The organism is Prevotella sp. 885, from assembly GCF_002265625.1.
GTDB lineage: Bacteria > Bacteroidota > Bacteroidia > Bacteroidales > Bacteroidaceae > Prevotella.
In genome coordinates, this window is record NZ_NOVE01000036.1 from 16,501 (window position 1) to 39,257 (window position 22,757).

Here is a 22,757-nt window from a genome sequence, read left to right on the forward strand (position 1 = left end):
TTGCACGATTAAATCCATTATACTATATTTGCATCCGAAAACTAAGCGGGGTGACATAAATCACACCGTAGGCTACGACTATGCTTAATGACGAAGAAGCACACAAAACAAAGAACTAAACACAATAATTAAAAACTTGACTAATACAAGACTACTATATGATAAGATTTATAGCACTCTTCTTCTTGGCGCTCGCCATGCAGACTGCATCAGCCCAAGACAACAACAAGAAGGAAGTCTGTATCAGATTTAGGGTGGCATCGAGCGTTCTCGACACCAAATTCGCTGACAACGAAGCCAACCTTAACAATGTTATAGAGTTTCTTAACGAAGTCACTAACGACACCACACTCGAACTTACTAAGGTGACGTTCTGCGGATCGGCATCACCTGAAGGTGGCAATGCGTTCAACCGTAAGCTCGCCAAGCGTCGCTGCGCCAACATGGAGCAGTATGTGCGCCAGCGCATCAGCTTGCAGGACAGCATCGTCGTACGTCAGGAATGGTCTGACCCCTGGGACAAGCTCGCTTACTACGTGGAGCAATCAGATATGCCTCACAAGAAGGAAGTGCTACACCAGCTGCTCGAAACTCCGGAATATACATATAATAAAAAAGGAGCGCTCGTGGACAGCCGCAAGAAGCGACTCATGGACATGAACTACGGACGTACATGGAACTATATGCTCGACAAGTTCTTCCCATCCATAAGAAACGCCAGCGCCATCCTCGTCACCATACGAAAGAAGTATGAGACACCGGAACCGGAGATAGTGGAGAAGCCGGTGGAGGACACCAAGCAGACAGAGACTGTGGTTGAGCCGGAACCAATCATTGAGGTGGACACCACCTCTCCCGCATACTTCGCCATCAAGACCAATATGCTCTACGACGCTCTCCTCGTGCCTAACATCGGAGTGGAGGTTTCGCTCGGAAAGCGATGGACGGTAGCAGCAGACTGGATGTACGGATGGTGGAACCATAACAATAACCATCGCTACTGGCGCATCTACGGAGGCGGACTCAGCGTACGAAAGTACTTCGGAGCAAAGGCTGCCGAGAAGCCGCTGCAGGGACACCACATCGGACTGAACGCACAGATGCTCACCTACGACTTCGAGTTCGGAGGAAAGGGATATATGGGCGGCGTGCCGGGCGGAACTCTCTGGGACCGCATGAGCTACACCGTCGGTGCAGAATACGGCTACTCAATGCCGATTGCAAAAAGACTTAACATTGACTTCAGCCTCGCTGCTGGATATATGGGCGGACGTTATTATGAGTATATTCCGCTCGACGGACACTACGTATGGCAAGCCACTAAGGACCGCAAGTGGATTGGACCCACTAAACTGGAGGTTTCGCTTGTATGGCTCCTCGGACATGGCAACTACAACACGAAAACGAAGAAAGGAGGCGAGAAATGATTAACTGCAAGAAATCAGCCAGACTGATGATCGGCACACTGTGCGCTATGGCTCTCGCCATGCCCACGCTCACCTCATGTGAGCATAAGGACCTGTGCTTCGACCATGATGTCCACTCACCTAAGTACGACTTCCGAGTCGTGGCTACATACCAGCAGGAATGGGAGCTTAATCTGAACGAAAAGGCTTGGGGCTCGGAGGCTGAATGGCCGGAGAAGTATGGCATGACCTATGACGGACTGCGACCTGCCGTCCCTGCCGGACTGCGTATGCACGTATTCAGCGAGTCGGGCGTCAACGATATGATCAATATGCCTGCGGAAGGCGGCGTAGTGGGACTGCAGCCGGGCGACCATCAGCTGCTGTTCTATAACAACGACACGGAGTATATCCTCTTTGACGATATGTATTCTTTCGCTTCGGCAAAGGCAACGACGCGTACACGAACCAGATCCACCTATATGGGCAATCCCTTCAAGAACAACGACGCAAAGGGCGAGCCTACGGTGACAATGCCTGACATGCTCTATGGCAACTATAACGCAAAGTATACGTCAGAGCGTACGACAGAAATGCCGATGATGAACGTGACGATGCACCCGATGGTGTTCAAGTATCTCGTGAGATACGAGTTCAGCAAGGGTCTGAAGTATGTCAGCCTTGTGAGAGGAGCGCTCTCGGGAATGGCAGCATCAGTATATATGAACAATGGTCATACCACAACCGACGCAGCCACCCTACTATACGACTGCACTCTGGAACCGTGGGGAGCGCAAGCCATTGTGACGTCGTTCGGCGTTCCTGACTGGCCCAACTCGCTCTATCAGCCCACACGAGGACCGCGCAGCTATGCGCTCAACTTAGAGGTAAGACTGAAGAACGGACTTATAAAGAGTTTCGACTTCGACGTCACAAAGCAGATTGAAGCTCAGCCTCAGGGCGGCGTAATCGTGGTGAAGGGTCTGGAAATCTCTGACGAGGACGGCAAGCAAGGCGGATCAGGATTCGACGTTTCGGTTGACGGCTGGGGAGATTACGAGGATATCGTGATTCCGCTGAAATAACACAAAAACGACTGACACACTAAACAACGACTTAAACATTTCTAATTTTATATTCAATTTATCAACAACCAACTCAAAAATTTAACAAATATGAAGAAGTTCTTTATTATGGGTATGGCTGCTATGGGTCTTGCACTCACAGCCTGCAACAACGACGAGACTGTAGAGGTAGCTAAGGGTAATGCTATCGGTTTCTCATCATTCGTAGACAAGAGCACACGTGGTGCTGCTGACGACGTAACTCTCGAGAGCCTTGAGAATATTGAGGTATACGGCTGGCGCGGTGACAATCAGATTTTCAATGCACAGCAGGTAAATGCCAAGACTGGCGCATACTCACCTATTCAGTATTGGGAGGCAGGTTACACCTACAACTTCGAGGCTATCGCTCCTAAGAACGGTGAGAAGGGTGTTACTTTCGCAGCCAACGTAAATGGCGGTACAATCACATTCGAGAACGATGCTGTAACAGACCTCCTCTATGCTAAGGCTTCTCCGCTGACAACAGCAGAGAAACTTACAGCAACTCCGGGTAAGGTTAACTTCAACTTCTCTCACGAACTTGCTCGTGTTAAGTTCACCTTCAAGAACACATTCCCTGAGAATGCTGCTGCTAAGATTAGCGTTAAGGACGTAAAGATTACCAACGCTTACCTGAATGGTACCATCACTCCTGCAGCTGAGAATGCAACATGGAACGCTACAAACCAGACACTTGCTGTAAATTTCGAGAGCACAAATGTTACAGACCTCGCAGCAGCTAGAGGTGTAGGCACAACTGACCACATGTATCTCATCCCGACAGCAAAGAAAGAGTCATACATCGTAAAATTCACCGTTACTCTCGACCAGAATGGTGCTACTACAGACTACCACCACGAAGTTACAATCGAGACAACACAGAAACAGGGCAAGAGCTACAACTACGTTGCTGAGATCAACCAGAACAACATCAACCCGAATCCGAACGAGCAGCTCTTCCCAATCGAGTTCAAAGCTAATGTTGAGGGTTGGGGCGCTTTTACAAACGAGGATTACACAATCAAGTAATCAACTCCTTTCATAGAGTTTGCGTTCCTATCCGTACGCTGACCTATGATAGATAACACGCTCTTCACCCATAGCATCGCTTATGAGTGAAGAGCATAGACAAAGAAATGTCACAGGGTGTAAGGGGTTGAATGTTCCCCTTACACTCACAATTTATCTTTAACAACAAAAAAAACTAAATAAGATGAAAGGATTACTGCACATACATAAAATGACAGCCAGCATCGCTGCTGTGCTCCTGTCAGCGTCCCTCTTTTCATGCAGCAGCGACGACTTCTTCGGAAAGGCGGAGGGCACCGAGGGCATCAGCTTCGGAGTGACTGACGCTGCCGAAACACGCGCTGCCAATGCCAACGACGCACAGACCGTAGCTCATTACGTACTGCGTTCTGACGCTTCCGCAGACACACTCTGCGTACGAGCCATTGTGACGGACGGCATCGGCAACGACGACAACAAGCCTATGACGCGCGCCGCCATGCAGACCACAATGTACGACAAGTTTAATGTCGTGGCAGCATACAAGGAAGACGGCAATATCGGCTCACAGTTCTTCATGAACGAGATAGCCACCAACAACGGAACGAATTGGGTGCCACAACGCATCTATTATTGGCCAGGCTCCAACCGCCAGCTCCGCTTCTTGGCATGGGCTCCAACGGATGCCACGTTCCAGGGTGTCCCCAACTCACCGACAGCCACAACCCTACAGTACACCACTCCCGCAGAAGCAAAAGATCAGCGCGACCTCGTTGCCGCAGCTACAGACTTCATAGACAGTCCCGCCAAAGAGGGCAACTGCATCCCCGTAGGTCTGCAGTTTAAGCACCTTTGCACCGCTGTAAAGATAAAGACTGGCGCACAAATGACCGCCGGTACAATCAAGAGCGTTAGCATCACCAACGTAAAGAACTCCGGTTCGTACGACATGGTTAGCTCTACATGGGCTCTCAACGACGGCACAGCCAACTACACCGTCACACCAAATAAGGCGACAACTGGCACTACTCCGAACGGCACCGACCTCAACGAGGGCGAATCCACACTCATGCTTCTGCCCCAAACCTTAGGCGCAGACAGCGAGCTGAAGGTAGAGTTCCACGACAACATCTCAGGCAGAGACCGCATTCTGAGCGCATCTCTCAACGGAGCAGAATGGCCAATGGGCAAAACCGTAACCTACCGCCTGTCGATTACACCTGAGTATGAGCTGAACATTGAGAATACATCAGAAATGCTTGATGCTCACTATATTGTAGAACCTATAAAGGTTAAAATAGGCAATTTGGAGCCAAATGCCAAATGGACACTCACCGCAAAAATAGACGGAGAGATATACAACGGCATTGACATATCGGTACTGTTGGACAACCCAGAAGACGGAGCACTCAATGTCGCTAAGCAGGGATTCTGGATTGATAAATATGTTGAAATCAAAAGAAATGACGAAGGTGAAATTATAAGTAAAAAGCTAACCAACCAGACCGCAAGAGGTACAGCTACTGTTACTGGTACTGGCAGCCTTGAAACAAACGCATACGTTTTCATTCCTGAGAACATAGGCAATACCGATCGCAACATAACCATTACATTGAAAGTAGATGGTTCTTCAGATGCTGATGCATACAAGAAGACCATTACACAGAAATGTCCAAGTTGGAATGGTAACAATGTAGGATATGAACGCTTTGAAAAGGACAATGAAGGCAACTGTCCTTTCGGGTTCTTATGGGACAGAAAGGTAGAATATAGCTATCAAGGCTTCTTAGCACTATTATTCAAGTGGGTTGCCAATTCATACAAAACGGCAGATGTAGACTATTTGACAACAAAGTATACATTCCACCTTTGGTTCAAGTCAATAACTACTGCGACCATTGACTATACAGCTATTAACAATAGCTTGAATGTCGGAATGAGTGCTGATGACGGATTGGAAAATACCAGAAAACTGTATACATTCAAGAACATTGGTTCTATAAGTGAATTGGAAAACGACTTTGATAACTTGAAAATCCTTGGTTATAAATGGCAAGATAAGAAAACCGAGGGAGGTCATTACGAGACAGTTAAGAACTTTGCAGCTAAGATGGCTGTAATGAGAAACAAATTTAATGTAGAAAAAAGAGAACAAAAAGATACTGATGGAAACACGGTTATATTCTATGTTCCTTACATAGAGGAAAATGACATTGTATGGTATCTCCCTGCAAGCAATGAGCAAAAGGGAATTACAGATATAGAATATCCCTTGTCTGGTACATATTGGAGTTCTACCGCAGCCGATGATAACACACATGCGTATGTATATTCAAGCGGTAGTGAACCGGTAATAGGAGAACGAATGGCGACACATAAGATTCGTGCCGCTCGTAGGAAATAACAATAAACCAAATCAGAGGGTGTATCAAACAACTGTCCAAACACAGTTTTTTTGATACACCCTCTCTCTTTATATCCAACTCCTACAGTTTGCATTCCCATTAGCAGCATGCGCTAACTTAGGAGGCTATGGCGTATCGCCGTAGCCTATATCTAATAATATACGTTAAAATCAATATCTTACAAACAGTTTATGGTTATATCCGCAACCAACGAATCGGCTTTTGACGTATCTTTGCCAATAGAAAATCTAAAACATTAGATAAACCCATCAATCATTGGAAAGATGAAAGAATTCAATACATTAACACGTGGCGAGATGCAGATAATGAGCATTCTGTGGGACAACGGTCGTGGCATGACTACGCACGAGATAATCGACGCTTATCCCGAACCCCGTCCCGCCTACTCCACTATTGCCACGTTTATGAAGATTCTGACCCACAAGAAATACGTCACATCCTACAAGCGTGACGGCGGTGGCAAGACTTACGTGTTTTCCCCTCTCGTAACAAGAGCCGAATACACGCGACAGGCTATGAAGGAAGTTAAGAAATCGTTCTTTGGCGGCAGCTTACACTCGCTGATATCGTTCTTTGTTAAAGAAGAGAACATCTCGGATGAGGAACTGGAGGAGATACTAAGTCTGATAGACAAAGGAACGGAGAAAAGAGACAATTCAAGAACAGCAGACCTATGATACTACCTTATATTATAAAATCAGCCCTGACCTTGGCACTGCTCTACACTTGCATTATGCCATTGCTTGAAAAGGAGACATTCCATCGTCTAAACCGAATAATTGTCCTTGGATGCCTGCTCCTGTCATTCATAATTCCATTGATTCATTTCACCGGTGGCACAAATCAAACGATAGACATGGTTCGTCAGGCGGTTCAACTGCCTGAAATACTGATAGACGGCAACGCAAACAAGCAGTCTGTATGGAGTCTGACAGACATCCTTATCTGCATATATACACTCGGTGGCGTGGCTATGTTATCCTTGACAGCGATACAGACTATGTCTCTGATGCTGCGTCTGCGCCGATGCGAGCATATCACCGACAACAAAGGCAATGTCATTGTCCTCACCGATTATGCCACAAGTCCGTTCTGCCTCTTCCATTACATTGTGATGAGCCACGACGACTATGCCAATAACCGCTGTTTCGTACTGACGCATGAGCAGGAGCATATACGCCTGCGCCACTACATAGACCTCATCATTCTTCAATTCGCCACTATCATACAGTGGTTTAATCCGTTCGTGTGGCTGATCGGCAAGAACCTTAAAGCCATACACGAGTTTGAGGTGGATGAGTCAGTCTTAAACAAAGGCATTGATGCAACACAATATCAAAAATTTCTTGTAGTCAAGGCGGTCGGCAATCGTCTGCAGCCATTTGCCAACAACCTTAACAAAGAATCACTAAAACGAAGAATCATTATGATGAACCAGAAAAGATCAAACCGATGGATGATGCTTAAGGCATTACTTGTCATCCCGGTGGCTACATTGGCAGTCAGCGTTTTTGCCAATGGTAAGAATGTGAGTGAAACGGCAAGTGAGACTCACCCACAGACAACCACCCAAACGAAAATCCATGACGCCGTAGAGGAGATGCCCGAATTCAATGGCGGACAATTGGCAATGATGGAATTTCTCATGAATAACATGAAATATCCACAGGCAGCTGTCAAAGCAAAGCAGCAAGGCAAGGCTGTCGTCGGATTTGTTATCAGAAAAGACGGAACCGTAAGCGACGTACACATCACAAAGTCAGCAGGTCATGCCGTTCTTGACGAAGAGGCTATACGTGTGGTGAAGGCTATGCCTGCATGGAAGCCAGGCAAGCAGAAGGGCGAACCGGTAAATGTGAAGTACAGCGTGCCGATAACTTTCAAGCTTAAATAATAGAGAAAAGGGAATGTAAGAATACTGTTACTGTATTTTTACATTCCCTTTGTTTATTGCATAATCAGCTTAATTCATTTCAGTCTGAACTCTGCCTCCAACTCTATCTCCATTAACGTTGACACGCTATATACGCCCTCCGAGAGTCTGCCACTTTCATAATAGCTTCTCTTGTATGCGTCGCCGATATCCTTCAGATTCCATGAAGTCGGAATTACGAGCAAAATTCCCTCACCAGGCTTTATCTGTCCGTTAGCCTGCATCCATTCATAAGCTTTCGTCGTACCTGATCGCGTCAGAGGATGACGATTTTGTGTGTTTGCATCAAGAATACTTGGAAGCCCAGACAAACGACACGTGTTCTGTGTATGGTTAATAACAATCATACGAATAGAGTCTGACCGTGACGACAGGACACGACACTCGAAAGCTCCACACATACTGCCAGTCGCTGTCGGAACGATACTGTCGGATGTCAACTTAAAATGCGGATTTATATTGAAATGCACTTTCTTGCATAATTTGTAAGTACCATTTTTCAATGGAGTGGCAAACTTATTTGAGGAGAATTCCATTTCTGCAGACTTACCTGTTAGCAACTCATAGCCAAGATCAGTGAAACCACCTTTAAAAGGCATTCTACCCCATCCTTCTGCATTCTTTTTATATACTTCAAAGCGATTTCCATATGAGCTGTTCGGACCATGCAGGTTGGCCATTGTATAACAGAAACTGCTTTCATCACAATTTGCTACACTGTCTTTCATCGTCAACGTATAAGCCATATTGCCCGTAGTGGTAGCCCCTGACACTCGGTAGAACATAGTGTAATAGCTACGGTATCTGCCAATCGGAGTGATTCGCAACTTGCTTATATCCGTATATTCACTATCGGCTACGTCAGCCACAACAGCCGAATCAGCATTCGAAGCATTCTCTGCCTGACGTGCCTGTGATGAGCAACCAAAGGCAACAGCAAAAGTTGACAGTAAAAACAATAAGTATTTCATAAGCGGTAGTTGGTTTATATATTGTGATTAATATTGTATATTCAATTCTTCCTCAACATCAAGTCTGCGAGCAGAACAGCCAATTCTTTTTCTTCCTTTGCTGCATTCTTAGATTTCCATGCCACAATAAAGCGTACATTGGCTGTCGCCACGTGATAGCCCTTGGCTTCCCATTTCACAAGCTTGTCTAACATGCCTTGCGAGAGTCTGGCAATGGCTTGACCGGTTGGAGCGCTACACAGATACGGAGCATTATAAGTCAGCTCGTCACCACCACGCAAAGCAAGCACTTCCTGTTTGCTATACTTGAAATAATCAAGGTAGACATCCTTATGCGAGAGTTGCAGCACTATCTCCTCCGGCACTGCATATTGCTGTGAATCCGTGATATGCTGACAGTTATGTATACAGTCGAATACGTCGCCATTGGTGTGGATATAGAGATTATGCTTGGCTCGGGTAATTCCTACGTAATATCTACGCAGAAGATCGTCTGTGTGATTGTATTTATCGGATATCAGCATATAAACATTGTCAAACTCACGACCCTTCGATTTATGTACCGTAGACACCACTACCTCGGCATCTGATACATCACAGAAGTCCTCCACAGACGACTCGAACACAAACTCACGCAAGTCGCTATAGTATTTGGCACGGTTGGTCTGCTCAAACATTTCCACGCAGCGACGCACATATTGCAGGCTCTTGCTCATGGCATACTTGCTGAAAGTCTTCTGCTTTGCCTCCTCCCAAGCCTCATCAGTGATGAGAGGTGACCGCTTTCTGCTGTCCACACACTTCATGAAGTAGCGCATCTCCATAAGATTGGAAAACCGCAAACCATCCAACGACTGTATCAGCTTAGCCTTCACGCCGCGCCCGTTCAGCAACGCAAGCATAACAACAGCCTCCTCGTTGGTCTGCGTCAGTATGCAAGAAGTGCCCTTACCACGCTTCATTATGTCATCGGCAACGGGCAGAAACATGTATTTGGAGGTATGGCGTGTAATTCTTACTTCACCGTCATCATTGCTCATTGACAAAATAGGAGCTTTCTTCAGTCTGTTTTTTATTAACCTAACAAAATCGTTGGCTGCTCCTACAACAAGGCGTGAGCTGCGATAATTCTCAGTCATCTCTATGAAACGTCCACCCGGTTCCTTGCTCAGCTGATACATATACTTCGAGTCGGAGCCACGAAACTCATAGATGTTCTGGTCGTCATCGCCGACGGCAATCACACGCATATCCTCATTAACAGCCATCAGAGCCGAAACCAAAGCATAGTCGTCACTGCCCATGTCCTGTGCCTCGTCTATGACAAGCACCGTCTTGCCTATATGATTTTGCTCCACCTCGCCATTGTTTATCATCTCGGCAGCCTTTGCCACCACACCACTCACATCATCCAGATTGCCTATACGCCCGAGCAAGTCGAAGCAATAAGAATGGAATGTCTTTATCTCAACAAAGTGGGCAGCATTGCCAATAAGCTGCATCAGCCTCTGCTTGAACTCAGTAGCAGCGGCACGCGAGAATGTAAGCATAAGTAGCTGCTCATGCTTCACATCTTCAAGCAAGAGTAACGACGCAAGCTTATGTACCAGCACGCGCGTCTTGCCACTGCCTGGACCTGCCGCCACTACAATACAACGCGACTCACGGTCCTCTATAATCTCTTTCTGTCGAGCCGACAACTGTCCGAAAAGCTCGCGATATTTGGCAGGAGTAACGTTGCGGTTGATTTCATTCACACGATTGCCCTTAAAGTACTTGCCGATGAACTGACGATAGTCCATCTGAAAATAGTCGTGCACATATTGCAGGGCAGCGTCATAGTCGCTGACCATCAGATTGGCGTATTCGCCCACTATATGTATCTGCTGAATCTTCTGCTTATAGAATTCATTGAGCGTACGATAGTCGTCCTGCTTATAGCGTAGGCGATTGTCCTTCAGTCGGCGAATGTCCATAGCATTATAGAGCACCAGAAATCCTCCTTCAAGCTTAAGCGCACCTATCTTGGAGAGATAGAGCAACGCCTCCTCCACGTCCTCCAACTGTAGCTCTGAAGTATCGAAGAACAGCTGTTGGACTTCTGCCTTAATGTCATTAAGAAGCTCTACGACCGAAAACTGTACTGCCCCGCTCTTCTTTGCCTCATCGTCCATGCTCTCAGCCATACGGTAAAGCCAGTCCACAACAAAACGACATATATTCAATCGTTTTTCAAATCGCTTCAATGTCGACTCCATATCCGACTGTCGTCTTACTACAATATTGCGCGACACATCTTCCTTCTTACGAGTGTAGCCTTTCACTACAAGGAAGTAGAGCAATGTTCGGATGTTCTTCTCAGTCGACCTATCCAGCCCGTCGCGCACAGCATTGTCGTTAAGCTGCTTATAAGATATGCACAGCGATTCGTCTGGAATATGCTTTATTATGTATTCCTCAAGTTGAGCGAAATACTCAAGCTGATTTTTAGCCTTTCGTTCCGAACCCACATCCTGCATGTAAGCCGAAATGTCCTTGCTGTCAGCGAGTATTCCTTCCTGACGCATACGTTCCACGGCAGACACAATCTCCTTTTTATTCATTCCGAGAATGTCAGCGAGATAGTCAATACGCGACTCTGCCTCCGAATCCTGTGCCTTTGAGATGTGCTTCTGCGAAATCAGCGACTTTATTATGCGCACAGCCTTCTCCGCCTCATCCTTCTCAAACAACGAAGAAGCAGAAATGCGCTGACGTGCCTCATCCATGTTCTTCACAGTTATGCCCGTGGCATAAACATGCGGCACATTGTTGCCACGCTCTATGTAGCCGCTCTGCTCAAGTGCCGAAAGAGCGGTGCGTACACGAGTCTCGATGTCCGACACCGAGTCGTCCCAACCTGCCTGACGTGCAATTTCGAGTGCCGAACAACACACACGCTGACGCTGACGTGTAAAGCTCTTTACGGCTTGCCACACCTGCTGTATCTCACTAAGACTGAGTTTTGTCTGATTGAGCAGAATAAAATGCTTGTCAAGGTCGTTGTCGCTGTACAGCACAAAGCATTGTGCCGTAAGATTCGGGTCGCGTCCTGCACGTCCAGCCTCCTGCACGTAGTTCTCAAGCGAATCTGATATGTCGTAATGCACGACAAGCCCTACGTCGCTCTTGTCGACGCCCATGCCGAAAGCCGATGTCGCAACGATGATGTCCACCCTACCCGACATAAACTCATCCTGATTCTTTATCTTCTCGTCAGAATCCATCTTGCCGTTGAACGGCAGAGCCTTCATTCCGTCACGAGTGAGCTTTGAGGCAAGTTCGTGTGTACGCTTCGTGCGCGACACATATATAATGGTCGGGCATGACGCCATCCTTACAAGTTCGCGCAGCTGACCATACTTGTCCTCGTCAGTATCGACGTGTATCACCTTATAGCGCAGATTCTTTCTTGAAGCCGATGATGCAAAAAGCTTCAGGTCAACGTTTAGCCAATGCTTGAAGTAGTCGCAAATATCCTGAACCACCTTTTGCTTTGCAGTTGCCGTAAAACACGACACAGGTATGCGTGTGCCGCCACCTTTACGCTCCTGATATTCCTTTATAAACCTGCCTATATACAGATAGTCAACACGAAAATCCTGTCCCCAAGCCGAGAAGCAATGTGCCTCGTCAATGACAAATCGCACCACATGACGAGCCATGAGTATCTTCTCTATGGTCTTCGAGCGAAGCATCTCGGGGGATATATACAACAGTGAAGCGTCACCGCTCTGCACACGCTCTATGGCAAGCGAGCGTGATATAGGATCGAGCAATCCGTTGATTGTCACCGCTTCTGTTATGCCACGGTCGGCAAGATTGTCCACCTGATCCTTCATGAGCGACTGCAAAGGCGATATCACTACGGTCAGTCCGCGTACGCTGCCGCCCTCTATCAATGCAGGCAGCTGAAACGTAAGCGACTTGCCTCCTCCTGTCGGGAATATAGCCAACAACGAATTTCCGTCAATGGCAGCACGTGCTGCATTTTCCTGCAACGGCTCGCCGTCGTATGTACGAAACGAGTCGTAACCGAAGAAACGCTTCAAGTTATAGCGGGCGTCAAGTTGCCGGTCACAGTACTTGCACCCCACAGCACAGCGCGTGTGGCGAAGCTGACGTATGACATGCTCCACCTCGGGATAATTAAACAGCACCCAAGCCGGAGTGACCGACCGCTGGTCCGTAGTATCAATCAGGGCCAAAGCATAAGCCAATCCACAAGGATATTTTCTTGCCAACCTACGGATATCGGCATTGGTGCAAATCTTTCCGTCATACTCTTCGCGTATCAGCTCTGCAATCTGATTATTTGAGCCTGTCTCAGCTCCAACCATCTGCATAAAACCATTAAACTCGTCAATATCCGCAAGCAAAGAGGCATAAATGCGCTGCCTGCGTTCAGACAAACCACGCCAACGGGCAATCTCATCAAAGAGTAATTCGCGAGCCTTCTCGCAGTCGTTCACGGGATTGTTCATCTCATCGCTCATCAGCTTGTCGTCCTTCACAAGTCGATGGTAGGGTCGTTCGGGGAACAACAAGGGCGACATATACAAAGTGTCAACAAGCGCCCATCGCTGCATGTTTTCGCCAAACAGAAACTTTGCGTCATGATGCACAATGTTATGACCGCACACAAAATCTATATCAGACAAGAAATTCAGCAAGTCAGCCTTGGAATTCCTGTGAAAAGTAGCCCCGTCATGGCGCAACGCTCCAATGTCTTGAATCTTATGATTCTTTACGCCAACCTCCACATCCACAAAGGCATAGCTGTCTGCATCACGCCTTAATGACGTAATGTAGTTGTCGGAAGAGCTTGAAGCACCACCTATATTTATCGTATCTAAGATTCTATCCCAAAGTGACATAAGTTGTAAAGGTTGTTATTAAGCAAGATTTTTCAAGCTACAAAAATAGCAAAATATATCCAACTTCATAGCATACATAGAGCAAAAGTTACGCAAGAATACAGCAAATCGACCTAAAATCAGGCTTTTTCTGAAAGACTTTCGTTAACTTTGCATAAACAAGCAAAACAACAGATATTATGGCACTGAAACTTTATTCACAAAAATAATAAATGGAAAAAACCGAAATTAAGGAAGAACAGATTCTGATCAGAATAACTGGTAATGACCGTCCTGGTCTTACCGCATCGATAATGGAGATTCTTGCAAGCAAGGATGCGAAGATCCTTGACATCGCCCAGGCTGACATCCACTCCACTCTTTCTCTTGGCATCCTCATCCGTATAAACGAAGACGACTCCGGTCAGGTGATGAAGGAGCTGCTGTTCAAGACCACTGAGCTGGGCGTGCAGATAGGCTTCGAGCCCGTAACGGACGACCAGTATGAGATGTGGGTGGGCCAGCAGGGCAAGAACCGATATATCCTCACGCTCATCGGACGCAGCCTTTCGGCAAAGCAGATTGAGGCTGCCACAAAGATTATCACAAAGCAGGGACTCAACATCGACTCCATCCTACGACTCACCGGACGTATGAGCATCAAGCACCCGGAGCAAAACCGTAGGGCGTGCATCGAGTTCTCGCTCCGTGGCACTCCCACTGACCGCACTCTCATGCAGGAGGAACTGATGAAGATTTCTTCGGAAATGGAGATCGACGTCTCGTTCCAGAAGGACAATATGTATCGACGTATGCGCCGACTGATCTGCTTCGATATGGACTCAACGCTCATACAGACCGAGTGCATAGACGAGCTGGCTGAGCGTGCCGGCGTGGGCGACGAGGTGAAAGCCATCACGGAGAGCGCCATGAGAGGCGAAATCGACTTCAAGGAGAGCTTCACACGCCGTGTGGCGCTGCTGAAGGGACTCGACTCAAGGGTGTTCGAGGAAATCGCCCAAAAGATGCCCATCACGGAGGGAGTGGACCGCCTAATGGCTGTGCTGAAGCGTTGCGGATATAAGATTGCCATTCTCAGTGGCGGATTCACGTATTTCGGAGAGTTCCTGCAGCGCAAGTACGGCATCGACTATGTATACGCCAACGAACTGGAGGTGGACGACAACGGCATTCTGACGGGACGTTACGTCGGTGAGATAGTGGACGGACACCGAAAAGCAGAACTGCTGAAGCTCATCGCACAGGTGGAGAAGGTGAACCTCGCGCAGACCATTGCCGTGGGCGACGGAGCCAACGACCTGCCTATGCTGGGCGAAGCCGGACTTGGCATCGCCTTCCATGCCAAGCCGCGTGTGGTGGCTAACGCAAAGCAGAGCCTCAACACCATCGGCATCGACGGCGTGCTATATTTCCTCGGCTTTAAGGACAGCTATCTTGGCGAGCAGGGAAAGTTCTGATCTTTATCTGCATTTTATAGCATAACATCGTGGAGCAAGTGTGGAAAATTTCTACACTTGCTCCACGCTTTTCTACACTTCCACACTTCTTCGTTTTCGTACTGATTTTCTTACATTGTTGATTTCCAGCAGTTTAAGCTTTCAAGTATTGTTTTGGCACGCCCGTTGCATTATATTAGTCGAACAACGCAACGAACCCAGAAAGTTCAAGCAAAGTTCAGCTAATAAACAATAATATTCACAATAAAAAATTTACGCATATGAAGAAGTTATTTTTTGCAGCTTTCGCAGCTTTCGTAATGGTATCAGTAAGCAACGTATTCGCTAACAACTCAATGTCAAGTCTCAGCACCGCCCTTCCGCAGGACACAACCACAGTGGACACGGTGGCACCGGCAGAACAGCCCGCTGAGCAGCCCGCTGAAACTCCAGCTGAGACACCAGCACAAACTGAGGACTCAACTGTAAGCGCAGCAGGATCAGACGACACAGCAATGATGATGTTCTCTGACTCAACAGAGGTGGACACCACAAAGTCTGACGTCACTCCTGACGTGGCATAATAACAGGAACACATTCATATCCATTTCCTGACATAATTGCCAAATACCCCAAGCCGCTTCAGCCTGTATCGTCTTGCGTGAGCAAGAGATACAGGCTTTTTTCGTGCATAAAATAAAAAACTGCAATCTGCGTTATATATATGTATAGAAGAATAGGAATATGATAGTAACTGAACTTTCGCAAGTTCAAATAATAAAAAAAGTAAGACATGTTCAGCACTCGTATAAAGATTCTTGTCGGTTATGGGCTTCTTGCCATTGTGTTGTTGTCAGCCACATGGATGATTTATGACAACACCCGATCATTGACAGCCGTCAACCGCGCCTCAGAAAGGCTTTTGGCACGCCGCGACATTGTGGACTCTCTGGTCTATTCGATGCTTGAGACGGGCAACGCCGAACGATCCATACTGCTCGGCGACGCCGGTGAATGGCAACGGTTCAGCCATGCCATCAACAACTCCATGGACAAGGCACGCCAACTGCGCCCCTTGCTCTCTGACACCATGAAGCAGCAACGACTCGACTCGCTCATTGATCTCCTCAACTGCAAACGCGAGAACACACTGCTCGTAATGGCAGAACTGGGCAAGGACAGCCGCGACATCTACTTCTCAAATAAGTTGCGGGCGCTGCATAGCGGAATTGACTCTGTGGTAATCAATCCAAAGACGGAAGAACGACGCGAACAACACGAGACGGTGTACGAGATAGTGAAGAGCAGACGCGGCTTCTTCAGACGGTTGGGCGACGCTTTCCGACGCCAACACTCTGACACCGTAGGCATGACGCACATATATAAACAGCCCACCGACACCGTCAATCACAGACTAAACATCGCCAACTCCGTGGCTAACGCCCTCGCAGAAATTCATCATGACGAACAACGGGCTCGCGGACAACGACAGGAAATAATAGCCAACCGCAACAACCAACTGCAGCTGGTGAGCATCCAGCTGGCGTGGCGCACGGAGCAACTGCTTGAGGACATCCAGACCGACGAGCACAACGCCCTGCTCAAGACCATCAACAAAGCCATCAGTTCACGACGGGCTATGATTATAAGGATAGTAGGACTCGGACTGCTCGCCATTCTCTCGGCAGCCATTCTCGTGGTCTACATCCTACGAGACATACGCCGGGAACGTCGCGACCGCAACCGCATCCTTGAGGCAAAGGCAGAAACCGAACGTATAATGCAACAGCGCGAACGTCTGCTGCTGACCATCACGCACGACATCAAGGCTCCGGCTGCGTCAATAGCAGGATTCATCGACCTGATCAGCGAATACGTTGACCGCCCCAAAGCCGTGGGCTATCTGCAGAGCATTGCCGGATCGTCAAAGCATCTGCTACAGCTCGTCTCTGCCCTGCTGGACTATCACCAGCTGGAGAGCGGCAAGGCGGAACTGCATGAGGTGAGCTTTGCGCCGGCTTCGCTTGTGCGCGAGTGTACGGACGGCATGCAGCCGCAAGCTATGGCGAAGCATCTGCGTCTGACGGCGGACATACGCATGGAGGACACGATGATGTGTCGTTCGGACGCGTTCCGCATAAAGCAGGTGATAAACAATCTTGTGAGCAACGCCATTAAATACACCGACAAGGGCGAGGTGACCGTAACCGTGGTTGTGGCTAACGCACGGTTGACCATCAGCGTTACGGACACGGGATGCGGAATGACGCCGGAGGAACAGCAGCGCGTCTTCCTTGCATTCACCCGTCTGCCCGGCGCACAAGGCAAGGAGGGCGTAGGTCTGGGACTGTCCATAACACGCGAGATAGTGCAGATGCTCGGCGGAACCATCAACGTCAGTTCGCGTAAGGGCAGCGGATCGAAGTTTAAGGTTGTTATTCCCGTGGAAGTGCTTGCCAATAGCGCACCCGTAATAGCTACAGCCAAGATAGATAATAATAAATCTGAGGAAGCCGCCACCGTATCCCATGACGCTAAGGATATATCCGTGCTAATCGTGGACGACGACAAGCTGCAGCAGCAGTTGCTCACAGAGATGTTCTCACGAATGGAAGGCATAAACCTCAACGTCGTCACCACCACACATGCCAACGAAGCCATACGTCTCGCCAACGAGATGAAGCCACGTATTGTCTTCACGGACATAGAGATGCCGGAGATGAACGGTAGTGAAATCATGCGACGCATACGCAGCAAAATGGAAGCAACGTTCGTGGCAATGACCGCCCACGAACAAAGCATAATGCCTCAGCTTCGCAAGGACGGCTTCGACGCCTGCCTGTTCAAGCCGTTCAACGTGCAGACTCTCGCCGCAACCATCTGTCAGCTTACCGGCATCATAGTAAAGGTGAAAGCGGAAAGCAGCGCCACGGAAACCGACAGCCTACGCTCTGCCCTACTGCCCTTCACCGACGGCGACCCAGAAGCCGAACGACAGATTATCGACGACATACACAAGTCAATAGATGAATATCTCGATATGCTGAAAGACGTTTCCGACGCAGACCAGATAGCCAAGGCGGCACACAAGGCAATGCCTCTGCTGGAGATGATACAGCCGGGAAAGAACAGTTGGCTGACGCCACTTACGCCCGAACATATCGGCGAAACAGAAGAAAAAGAGCGTGAGAAACTGACAATTCAGCTCGTAGAAAGGCTCAAACAAATAAAAAACCTATAACTTTGCAGAAGATTTCTGCTTCGTAGAAGATATTAAGGATACACTATATATTGAGATATGCCACATATATTAATAGTAGAAGACGACATTGCTTTTGGCACAATGCTACAGACTTGGTTGCGCAAGAAGGGATTCGAGGTGGACAAGGCCACGTCGGTGGGAGCTGCCGTGAAACTGCTCTCGCCTAACGACGGAGTTGACCTTGTGCTCTCAGACCTGCGTCTGCCCGACCATGACGGACTGCGTCTGCTCGCATGGATGCACGAACATAACATCTATGCCCCATTCATCGTAATGACCAATTACGCTGAAGTGCAGAACGCTGTCCTTGCAATGAAGTCGGGAGCAGCAGACTATATTGCCAAGCCTGTGCAGCCCGACATCCTGTTGCAGAAAATCAACGATGCGATGGATCAGAATGCTCAGCAAGTAAATCCAACGCCCAAAACTCAAAATTCAAAACTCAAAACTCAAAATCCGGAAACCGCGCCACGCTACATTGAGGGAAAGAGTGAGGCGTCGCGACAGCTCTATAGCTACGTGGAACTTGTGGCGCCCACCCCGATGTCCGTACTGATACTCGGAGCTTCGGGCACGGGAAAGGAATATGTGGCACACCGCATTCATGACCTCAGCCCACGACATGACCGACCGTTCTTCGCCCTCGACTGCGGCGCCATACCACGCGACGTAGCTGCATCAGAGTTTTTCGGTCATAAGAAAGGTTCGTTCACGGGTGCCGATACAGACAAGCGCGGCGCCTTCGAAGCGGCTAACGGTGGCACGCTGTTCCTCGACGAGGTGGGCAATCTGAGCTACGACGTGCAGGTGCAATTACTTCGCGCCTTGCAGGAACGCCGCATCCGACCGGTCGGTGGCACGGAGGAGATTCCCATCGACATACGCCTGGTATGCGCCACGAACGAGAACCTTGCCGATGCCGTAAGCGAGGGACGATTCCGCGAAGACCTCTATCACCGCATCAACGAGTTCACCATCTACATGCCGAAGCTCTCGGAGCGCGGCACCGACCTCTTCCTCTTTGCCGACCTCTTCATGCGCCACGCCAACGAGGAGCTTAATCGCTCGGTGGAAGGTTTCGATTCGGCTGCAGCCGAACTGCTTGCCTCCCACTCATGGCCTGGCAATCTGCGCGAACTTAACAACGTCGTGAAACGCGCCGTACTCCTCACCCGCGGCAATCTCATCACCGCCACAGAGCTGACACTCGCTATGGGACCGACGCAGCCTGCCCCAGTAACAGCCCTGTACGACGAAGACTCAGAGCGTTCACGCATCGTAGCCGCCCTGCAACAGACCAATGGCAACAAGGCAAAGGCAGCACGACTGCTCGGAATAGACCGAAAGACCATATACAATAAAATGGAAAAGTTAGGGATAGAGTAACCCCACTCTCACCCCTAACTTTTCCATGCCTTATAAACCTCCAATCCTTTCACAATCAGAAGGATATTATAGTATTTCCAACGCAATTTTTGCACAGGCTTCAGCATCCGCCAGTGCATGATGATGATGTGTCAGATCATAACCGCAGCGTGCCGCTATAATGTCCAGATTGTGATGTCCCTGTGGCCAAACCTTGCGAGAACGGACGAGCGTACAGAAGAAAGGATAATCGGGATAATCCATCTGATATACCCGAAAGACGGCTTTCAGACAACTCTCGTCAAACGCCTTATTATGAGCCACAAGCGGCAGATACTCACTTCCTAACCGCTTCTGCTCATCGGCAGACAAGCGTAGCTTCGGCTCAATCTGTGCCCATACTTCGGGGAAGACGGGCGCAGCGTCGGTGTCAGCAGCAGTGAGACCATGCACCTGAGTGCACCTGTAATTATAATACTCAGGTTCGGGCTTGATAAGCGAGTAGAACTTATCCACCACCTCACCGCCACGCACTATGATAACGCCAACAGAGCAGACAGACGACCGCGCGTAGTTGGCAGTCTCGAAATCTATTGCAGCAAAGTCTTGCATTCTGATTTTTCTTTAATACTTGTTATACATTCCGTTTTATATTCTACAAAGGTATGCAAAACTTGCGTATTAAGGCATGTCATCCGACACAATATTTGCATCTCTAATGCTCAATACTATGAGCTGAGCGCACAACAAAATCTTTGGTACGAAATTCTTGAGTTTTGAGCGTGCAGCGATAGTATGCTGACATACAGCTGATTATGCAGCTGAGAAGAGAAGTGTGCAATGAATGACGGAGCAAAACAAGCATCATTGGGTTGCTATAGAGCCACTTTTACACTGCAATAGTGCCACTTTTATCATGCAATAGCGCCACTTTTACACTCTAATAGTGGCACTATTGCAGTGTAAAAGTGGCGCTATTGTTAAGCTCGGGTGCTGTTTGCACAGCAAAACACCGTAAAAACAGCAATATGGAACTCTAGAATCAATTTTTATTTTGTAACAGCTTTTTACTCTTTGCACGATATTTGTAACTACCCAGCACCCCTATGGCATGAGTAGTTACTGCGTTCTATTTTAGTTAACAAAAATCAAAATAGGGGATTTTGCAAGTATTTGCTTGTTTAAATTTGGGGATTTTGCTAACTTTACAGCAAATAAAAAAGGTGATTTTGCATATTTGCAGCACAAAAACGAAGTTAGCTTCATCGGGCAACGAAAGTAGTTTCGGTATCCGATGAAACTACTTTCGATGGACGATGAAGCTAATATACTTACGGAGGGAATTCTTTCTCCATTAACGTTTCCTTTTATTGCTCTGAAGATATAGAAGCAAATAAAGTTACTTTTTGAGGAGTTGCTTCTCTGTATGTCCAGTAAAGGCAGCTCCCTTCGGGGAAGGTATCCATGTATTCGTTAAGAGAAGCCAATTGCTTGGATAGAAGTTTCTCGTCGTACTTACCAACTGTAAACGACAGAAGATATTTGCCATTGTCTTTTAGATTGACTGGCTTTAAGTGGCTGATAGCCTCAGCTATGTCGTCTTGATATTCATAAGAATAGATAGATACCTCATTCTTTCCTCTGATGATATCGGAGAAACTTCTGAAATCAAAGCCTACCATACCATGTATCTCCACATTCTCATGGTACACTTGCAAGAAGTGCTTCAACTCCATATATGGATTGCAGCCTGGCTCTGGAAGGAAAGACAAGATAGAGTCGATATCAGATTCATCCTTGATGCAGAGTTCCGGAGTCATTTTTACGACTACATTCTTTCTGGCACGTTCGTGGTTCTCCAATACCTGATGAACATGTTCTGCTCCTTCGGCAGTAGATACCACTACCATATTGATAAGTGTGCAAGAACGGTCCTCGATGGAATACATTCCTTCTGAGCGAAGCTGATTGATAGCTTGCTGACTAACATCGTCAGCAGCTATCAGCAGCAATGAATCAAATGCGATTTCTTTCATGAGAAGACTCATTATCACTATTAAGATGAACTATTATTACTTTAAGGCACTCGCCTCAAAACATTTATTATTCATATGACTACTCCAGTATCCAGGACGTGCTTTCTCAACACTAATCATAGCTTTGAATAATTCAAGAAAATACATAGACATACTTTCTTTTTCGTCACCATCCTTATATTTTTGAGTTCTTGATGGGTGGAACATATCTATAAATGGATATGATTTACCATCTATCACCAACTCATATATCTTTACCGGGTTATAGCCATCTCCACCATAAAGCTCCTCTCCCCAATCAAACAGATTGTCAATTATGTTGTAGCACACATCACCACCCAAGATGACAGAAGGGTTACAGAATCGAATCTGCTCTTTCAACACTTCAATTCCTTTCTTTGCATACTCCTTTAAGTCACTTCGCACTGAGCGCTTTTTACCATCAGATTTCTTAATGTTGATATAAGCTGCATCAGAAAGGTAATACACTAAATCATCATTGTCAGATTGGTTTACAAAGTCTATTACCTCTTTCTCTGAAACTTCATTAAAACCTTTATTTGACAATAGATGAATCAAGCTAAGATATTGACGCAGACGACTACGTAATGTTCTTTGGGCTTTGAAAGGAATAATTTCTTCTCCAATCTCTTTTGCAATACCATCTTGATTGAGACTATATGACACATGCCCCTTATCATAAGCCTCCCGGTTCATTATCATCACTTTGAACGGAGTTGAAGCATACTTATCAGGGAAAATTACGGCTCACCTGAAAAAGTGTGTGGATTAAGCATACAATCTTGTTAGTCTGAAGAGAAAGAATTTCTTGTCAATGATACCCCGAAGTTGTGCTCTGAAATGCTTGACTTTTGCATTGAAAGATTCTGCA

The 22,757-nt window shown here is 47.4% G+C and carries 15 protein-coding genes and 1 pseudogene; 10 read left to right on the forward strand and 6 right to left on the reverse strand.

Annotated elements, in window-relative coordinates; all coding sequences use genetic code 11:
* Positions 1-158: 158 nt before the first annotated feature.
* The 6 genes from CHL74_RS10575 (at position 159) to CHL74_RS10600 (ending at position 7,840) form a co-directional block, all read left to right on the forward strand.
* A complete protein-coding gene (locus tag CHL74_RS10575; protein WP_094881121.1) occupies positions 159-1,427 on the forward strand; it encodes a DUF3575 domain-containing protein in 1,269 nt (422 codons plus the stop codon).
* On the forward strand, positions 1,424-2,491 hold the full coding sequence (locus tag CHL74_RS10580; RefSeq protein WP_254923277.1) for a DUF5119 domain-containing protein: 1,068 nt from the start codon (positions 1,424-1,426) through the stop codon (positions 2,489-2,491). Before CHL74_RS10575 ends, CHL74_RS10580 begins: the two co-directional genes overlap by 4 nt.
* A 90-nt stretch (positions 2,492-2,581) precedes the next feature.
* A complete protein-coding gene (locus CHL74_RS10585; protein WP_094881123.1) occupies positions 2,582-3,541 on the forward strand; it encodes a fimbrillin family protein in 960 nt (319 codons plus the stop codon).
* 184 nt (positions 3,542-3,725) lie between these two features.
* Positions 3,726-5,924, forward strand: a complete 2,199-nt coding sequence (locus tag CHL74_RS10590; protein ID WP_094881124.1) for a fimbrillin family protein — start codon at positions 3,726-3,728, stop codon at positions 5,922-5,924.
* A gap of 285 nt (positions 5,925-6,209) precedes the next feature.
* Entirely contained in the window at positions 6,210-6,623 is a 414-nt protein-coding gene (locus tag CHL74_RS10595; protein WP_094881125.1) for a BlaI/MecI/CopY family transcriptional regulator, read from the forward strand.
* Between the two features lie 56 nt (positions 6,624-6,679).
* The gene (locus tag CHL74_RS10600) at positions 6,680-7,840 is read left to right on the forward strand and encodes a M56 family metallopeptidase (RefSeq protein WP_176452233.1); all 1,161 of its coding nucleotides are present in this window, start codon (positions 6,680-6,682) and stop codon (positions 7,838-7,840) included.
* A 74-nt stretch (positions 7,841-7,914) separates the two neighbouring features.
* Here CHL74_RS10600 and CHL74_RS10605 read toward each other — a convergent pair whose 3' ends face one another.
* Positions 7,915-8,850: an immunoglobulin-like domain-containing protein gene (locus CHL74_RS10605; protein WP_094881127.1), complete on the reverse strand. Its 936-nt coding sequence runs from the start codon at positions 8,848-8,850 to the stop codon at positions 7,915-7,917.
* Between the two features lie 41 nt (positions 8,851-8,891).
* Positions 8,892-13,766 (reverse strand): RecQ family ATP-dependent DNA helicase, encoded by a 4,875-nt coding sequence (locus CHL74_RS10610; RefSeq protein WP_094881128.1) that lies wholly within the window; start codon positions 13,764-13,766, stop codon positions 8,892-8,894.
* A 212-nt stretch (positions 13,767-13,978) separates the two neighbouring features.
* On the opposite strand from CHL74_RS10610, the gene serB reads away from it, so the two are divergent.
* The 4 genes from serB to CHL74_RS10630 all read left to right on the forward strand — a co-directional run bounded on the left by serB (position 13,979) and on the right by CHL74_RS10630 (position 19,850).
* A complete protein-coding gene (serB, locus tag CHL74_RS10615; protein WP_094881129.1) occupies positions 13,979-15,223 on the forward strand; it encodes a phosphoserine phosphatase SerB in 1,245 nt (414 codons plus the stop codon).
* A 260-nt stretch (positions 15,224-15,483) separates the two neighbouring features.
* Positions 15,484-15,786, forward strand: coding sequence for a hypothetical protein (locus tag CHL74_RS10620; protein WP_094881130.1), 303 nt, complete (start codon positions 15,484-15,486; stop codon positions 15,784-15,786).
* A 209-nt stretch (positions 15,787-15,995) separates the two neighbouring features.
* Positions 15,996-18,443: an ATP-binding response regulator gene (locus CHL74_RS10625; protein WP_094881131.1), complete on the forward strand. Its 2,448-nt coding sequence runs from the start codon at positions 15,996-15,998 to the stop codon at positions 18,441-18,443.
* 57 nt (positions 18,444-18,500) lie between these two features.
* Positions 18,501-19,850: a sigma-54-dependent transcriptional regulator gene (locus CHL74_RS10630; RefSeq protein ID WP_094881132.1), complete on the forward strand. Its 1,350-nt coding sequence runs from the start codon at positions 18,501-18,503 to the stop codon at positions 19,848-19,850.
* A 66-nt stretch (positions 19,851-19,916) separates the two neighbouring features.
* On the opposite strand, the gene CHL74_RS10635 is transcribed toward CHL74_RS10630, so the two are convergent.
* From CHL74_RS10635 to CHL74_RS16270, 4 genes and pseudogenes are all read right to left on the reverse strand, one after another.
* On the reverse strand, positions 19,917-20,441 hold the full coding sequence (locus CHL74_RS10635; protein ID WP_094881133.1) for a 3'-5' exonuclease: 525 nt from the start codon (positions 20,439-20,441) through the stop codon (positions 19,917-19,919).
* Positions 20,442-21,196: 755 nt separating this feature from the next.
* Entirely contained in the window at positions 21,197-21,865 is a 669-nt protein-coding gene (locus CHL74_RS10640) for a hypothetical protein (RefSeq protein WP_141241305.1), read from the reverse strand.
* A gap of 36 nt (positions 21,866-21,901) precedes the next feature.
* Positions 21,902-22,591: a hypothetical protein gene (locus CHL74_RS10645; protein ID WP_141241306.1), complete on the reverse strand. Its 690-nt coding sequence runs from the start codon at positions 22,589-22,591 to the stop codon at positions 21,902-21,904.
* 63 nt (positions 22,592-22,654) lie between these two features.
* Positions 22,655-22,757, reverse strand: a pseudogene (locus CHL74_RS16270) (ISAon1 family transposase); the annotation flags it as partial.

Bases quoted from the DNA above. Each gene is read 5' to 3' on its own strand.
- CHL74_RS10575 (WP_094881121.1), top strand. From the start codon at position 159: ATGATAAGATTTATAGCACTCTTCTTCTTGGCGCTCGCCATGCAGACT.
- CHL74_RS10580 (WP_254923277.1), top strand. From the start codon at position 1,424: ATGATTAACTGCAAGAAATCAGCCAGACTGATGATCGGCACACTGTGC.
- CHL74_RS10585 (WP_094881123.1), top strand. From the start codon at position 2,582: ATGAAGAAGTTCTTTATTATGGGTATGGCTGCTATGGGTCTTGCACTC.
- CHL74_RS10590 (WP_094881124.1), top strand. From the start codon at position 3,726: ATGAAAGGATTACTGCACATACATAAAATGACAGCCAGCATCGCTGCT.
- CHL74_RS10595 (WP_094881125.1), top strand. From the start codon at position 6,210: ATGAAAGAATTCAATACATTAACACGTGGCGAGATGCAGATAATGAGC.
- CHL74_RS10600 (WP_176452233.1), top strand. From the start codon at position 6,680: ATGCCATTGCTTGAAAAGGAGACATTCCATCGTCTAAACCGAATAATT.
- CHL74_RS10605 (WP_094881127.1), bottom strand. From the start codon at position 8,850: ATGAAATACTTATTGTTTTTACTGTCAACTTTTGCTGTTGCCTTTGGT.
- CHL74_RS10610 (WP_094881128.1), bottom strand. From the start codon at position 13,766: ATGTCACTTTGGGATAGAATCTTAGATACGATAAATATAGGTGGTGCT.
- serB (WP_094881129.1), top strand. From the start codon at position 13,979: ATGGAAAAAACCGAAATTAAGGAAGAACAGATTCTGATCAGAATAACT.
- CHL74_RS10620 (WP_094881130.1), top strand. From the start codon at position 15,484: ATGAAGAAGTTATTTTTTGCAGCTTTCGCAGCTTTCGTAATGGTATCA.
- CHL74_RS10625 (WP_094881131.1), top strand. From the start codon at position 15,996: ATGTTCAGCACTCGTATAAAGATTCTTGTCGGTTATGGGCTTCTTGCC.
- CHL74_RS10630 (WP_094881132.1), top strand. From the start codon at position 18,501: ATGCCACATATATTAATAGTAGAAGACGACATTGCTTTTGGCACAATG.
- CHL74_RS10635 (WP_094881133.1), bottom strand. From the start codon at position 20,441: ATGCAAGACTTTGCTGCAATAGATTTCGAGACTGCCAACTACGCGCGG.
- CHL74_RS10640 (WP_141241305.1), bottom strand. From the start codon at position 21,865: ATGAAAGAAATCGCATTTGATTCATTGCTGCTGATAGCTGCTGACGAT.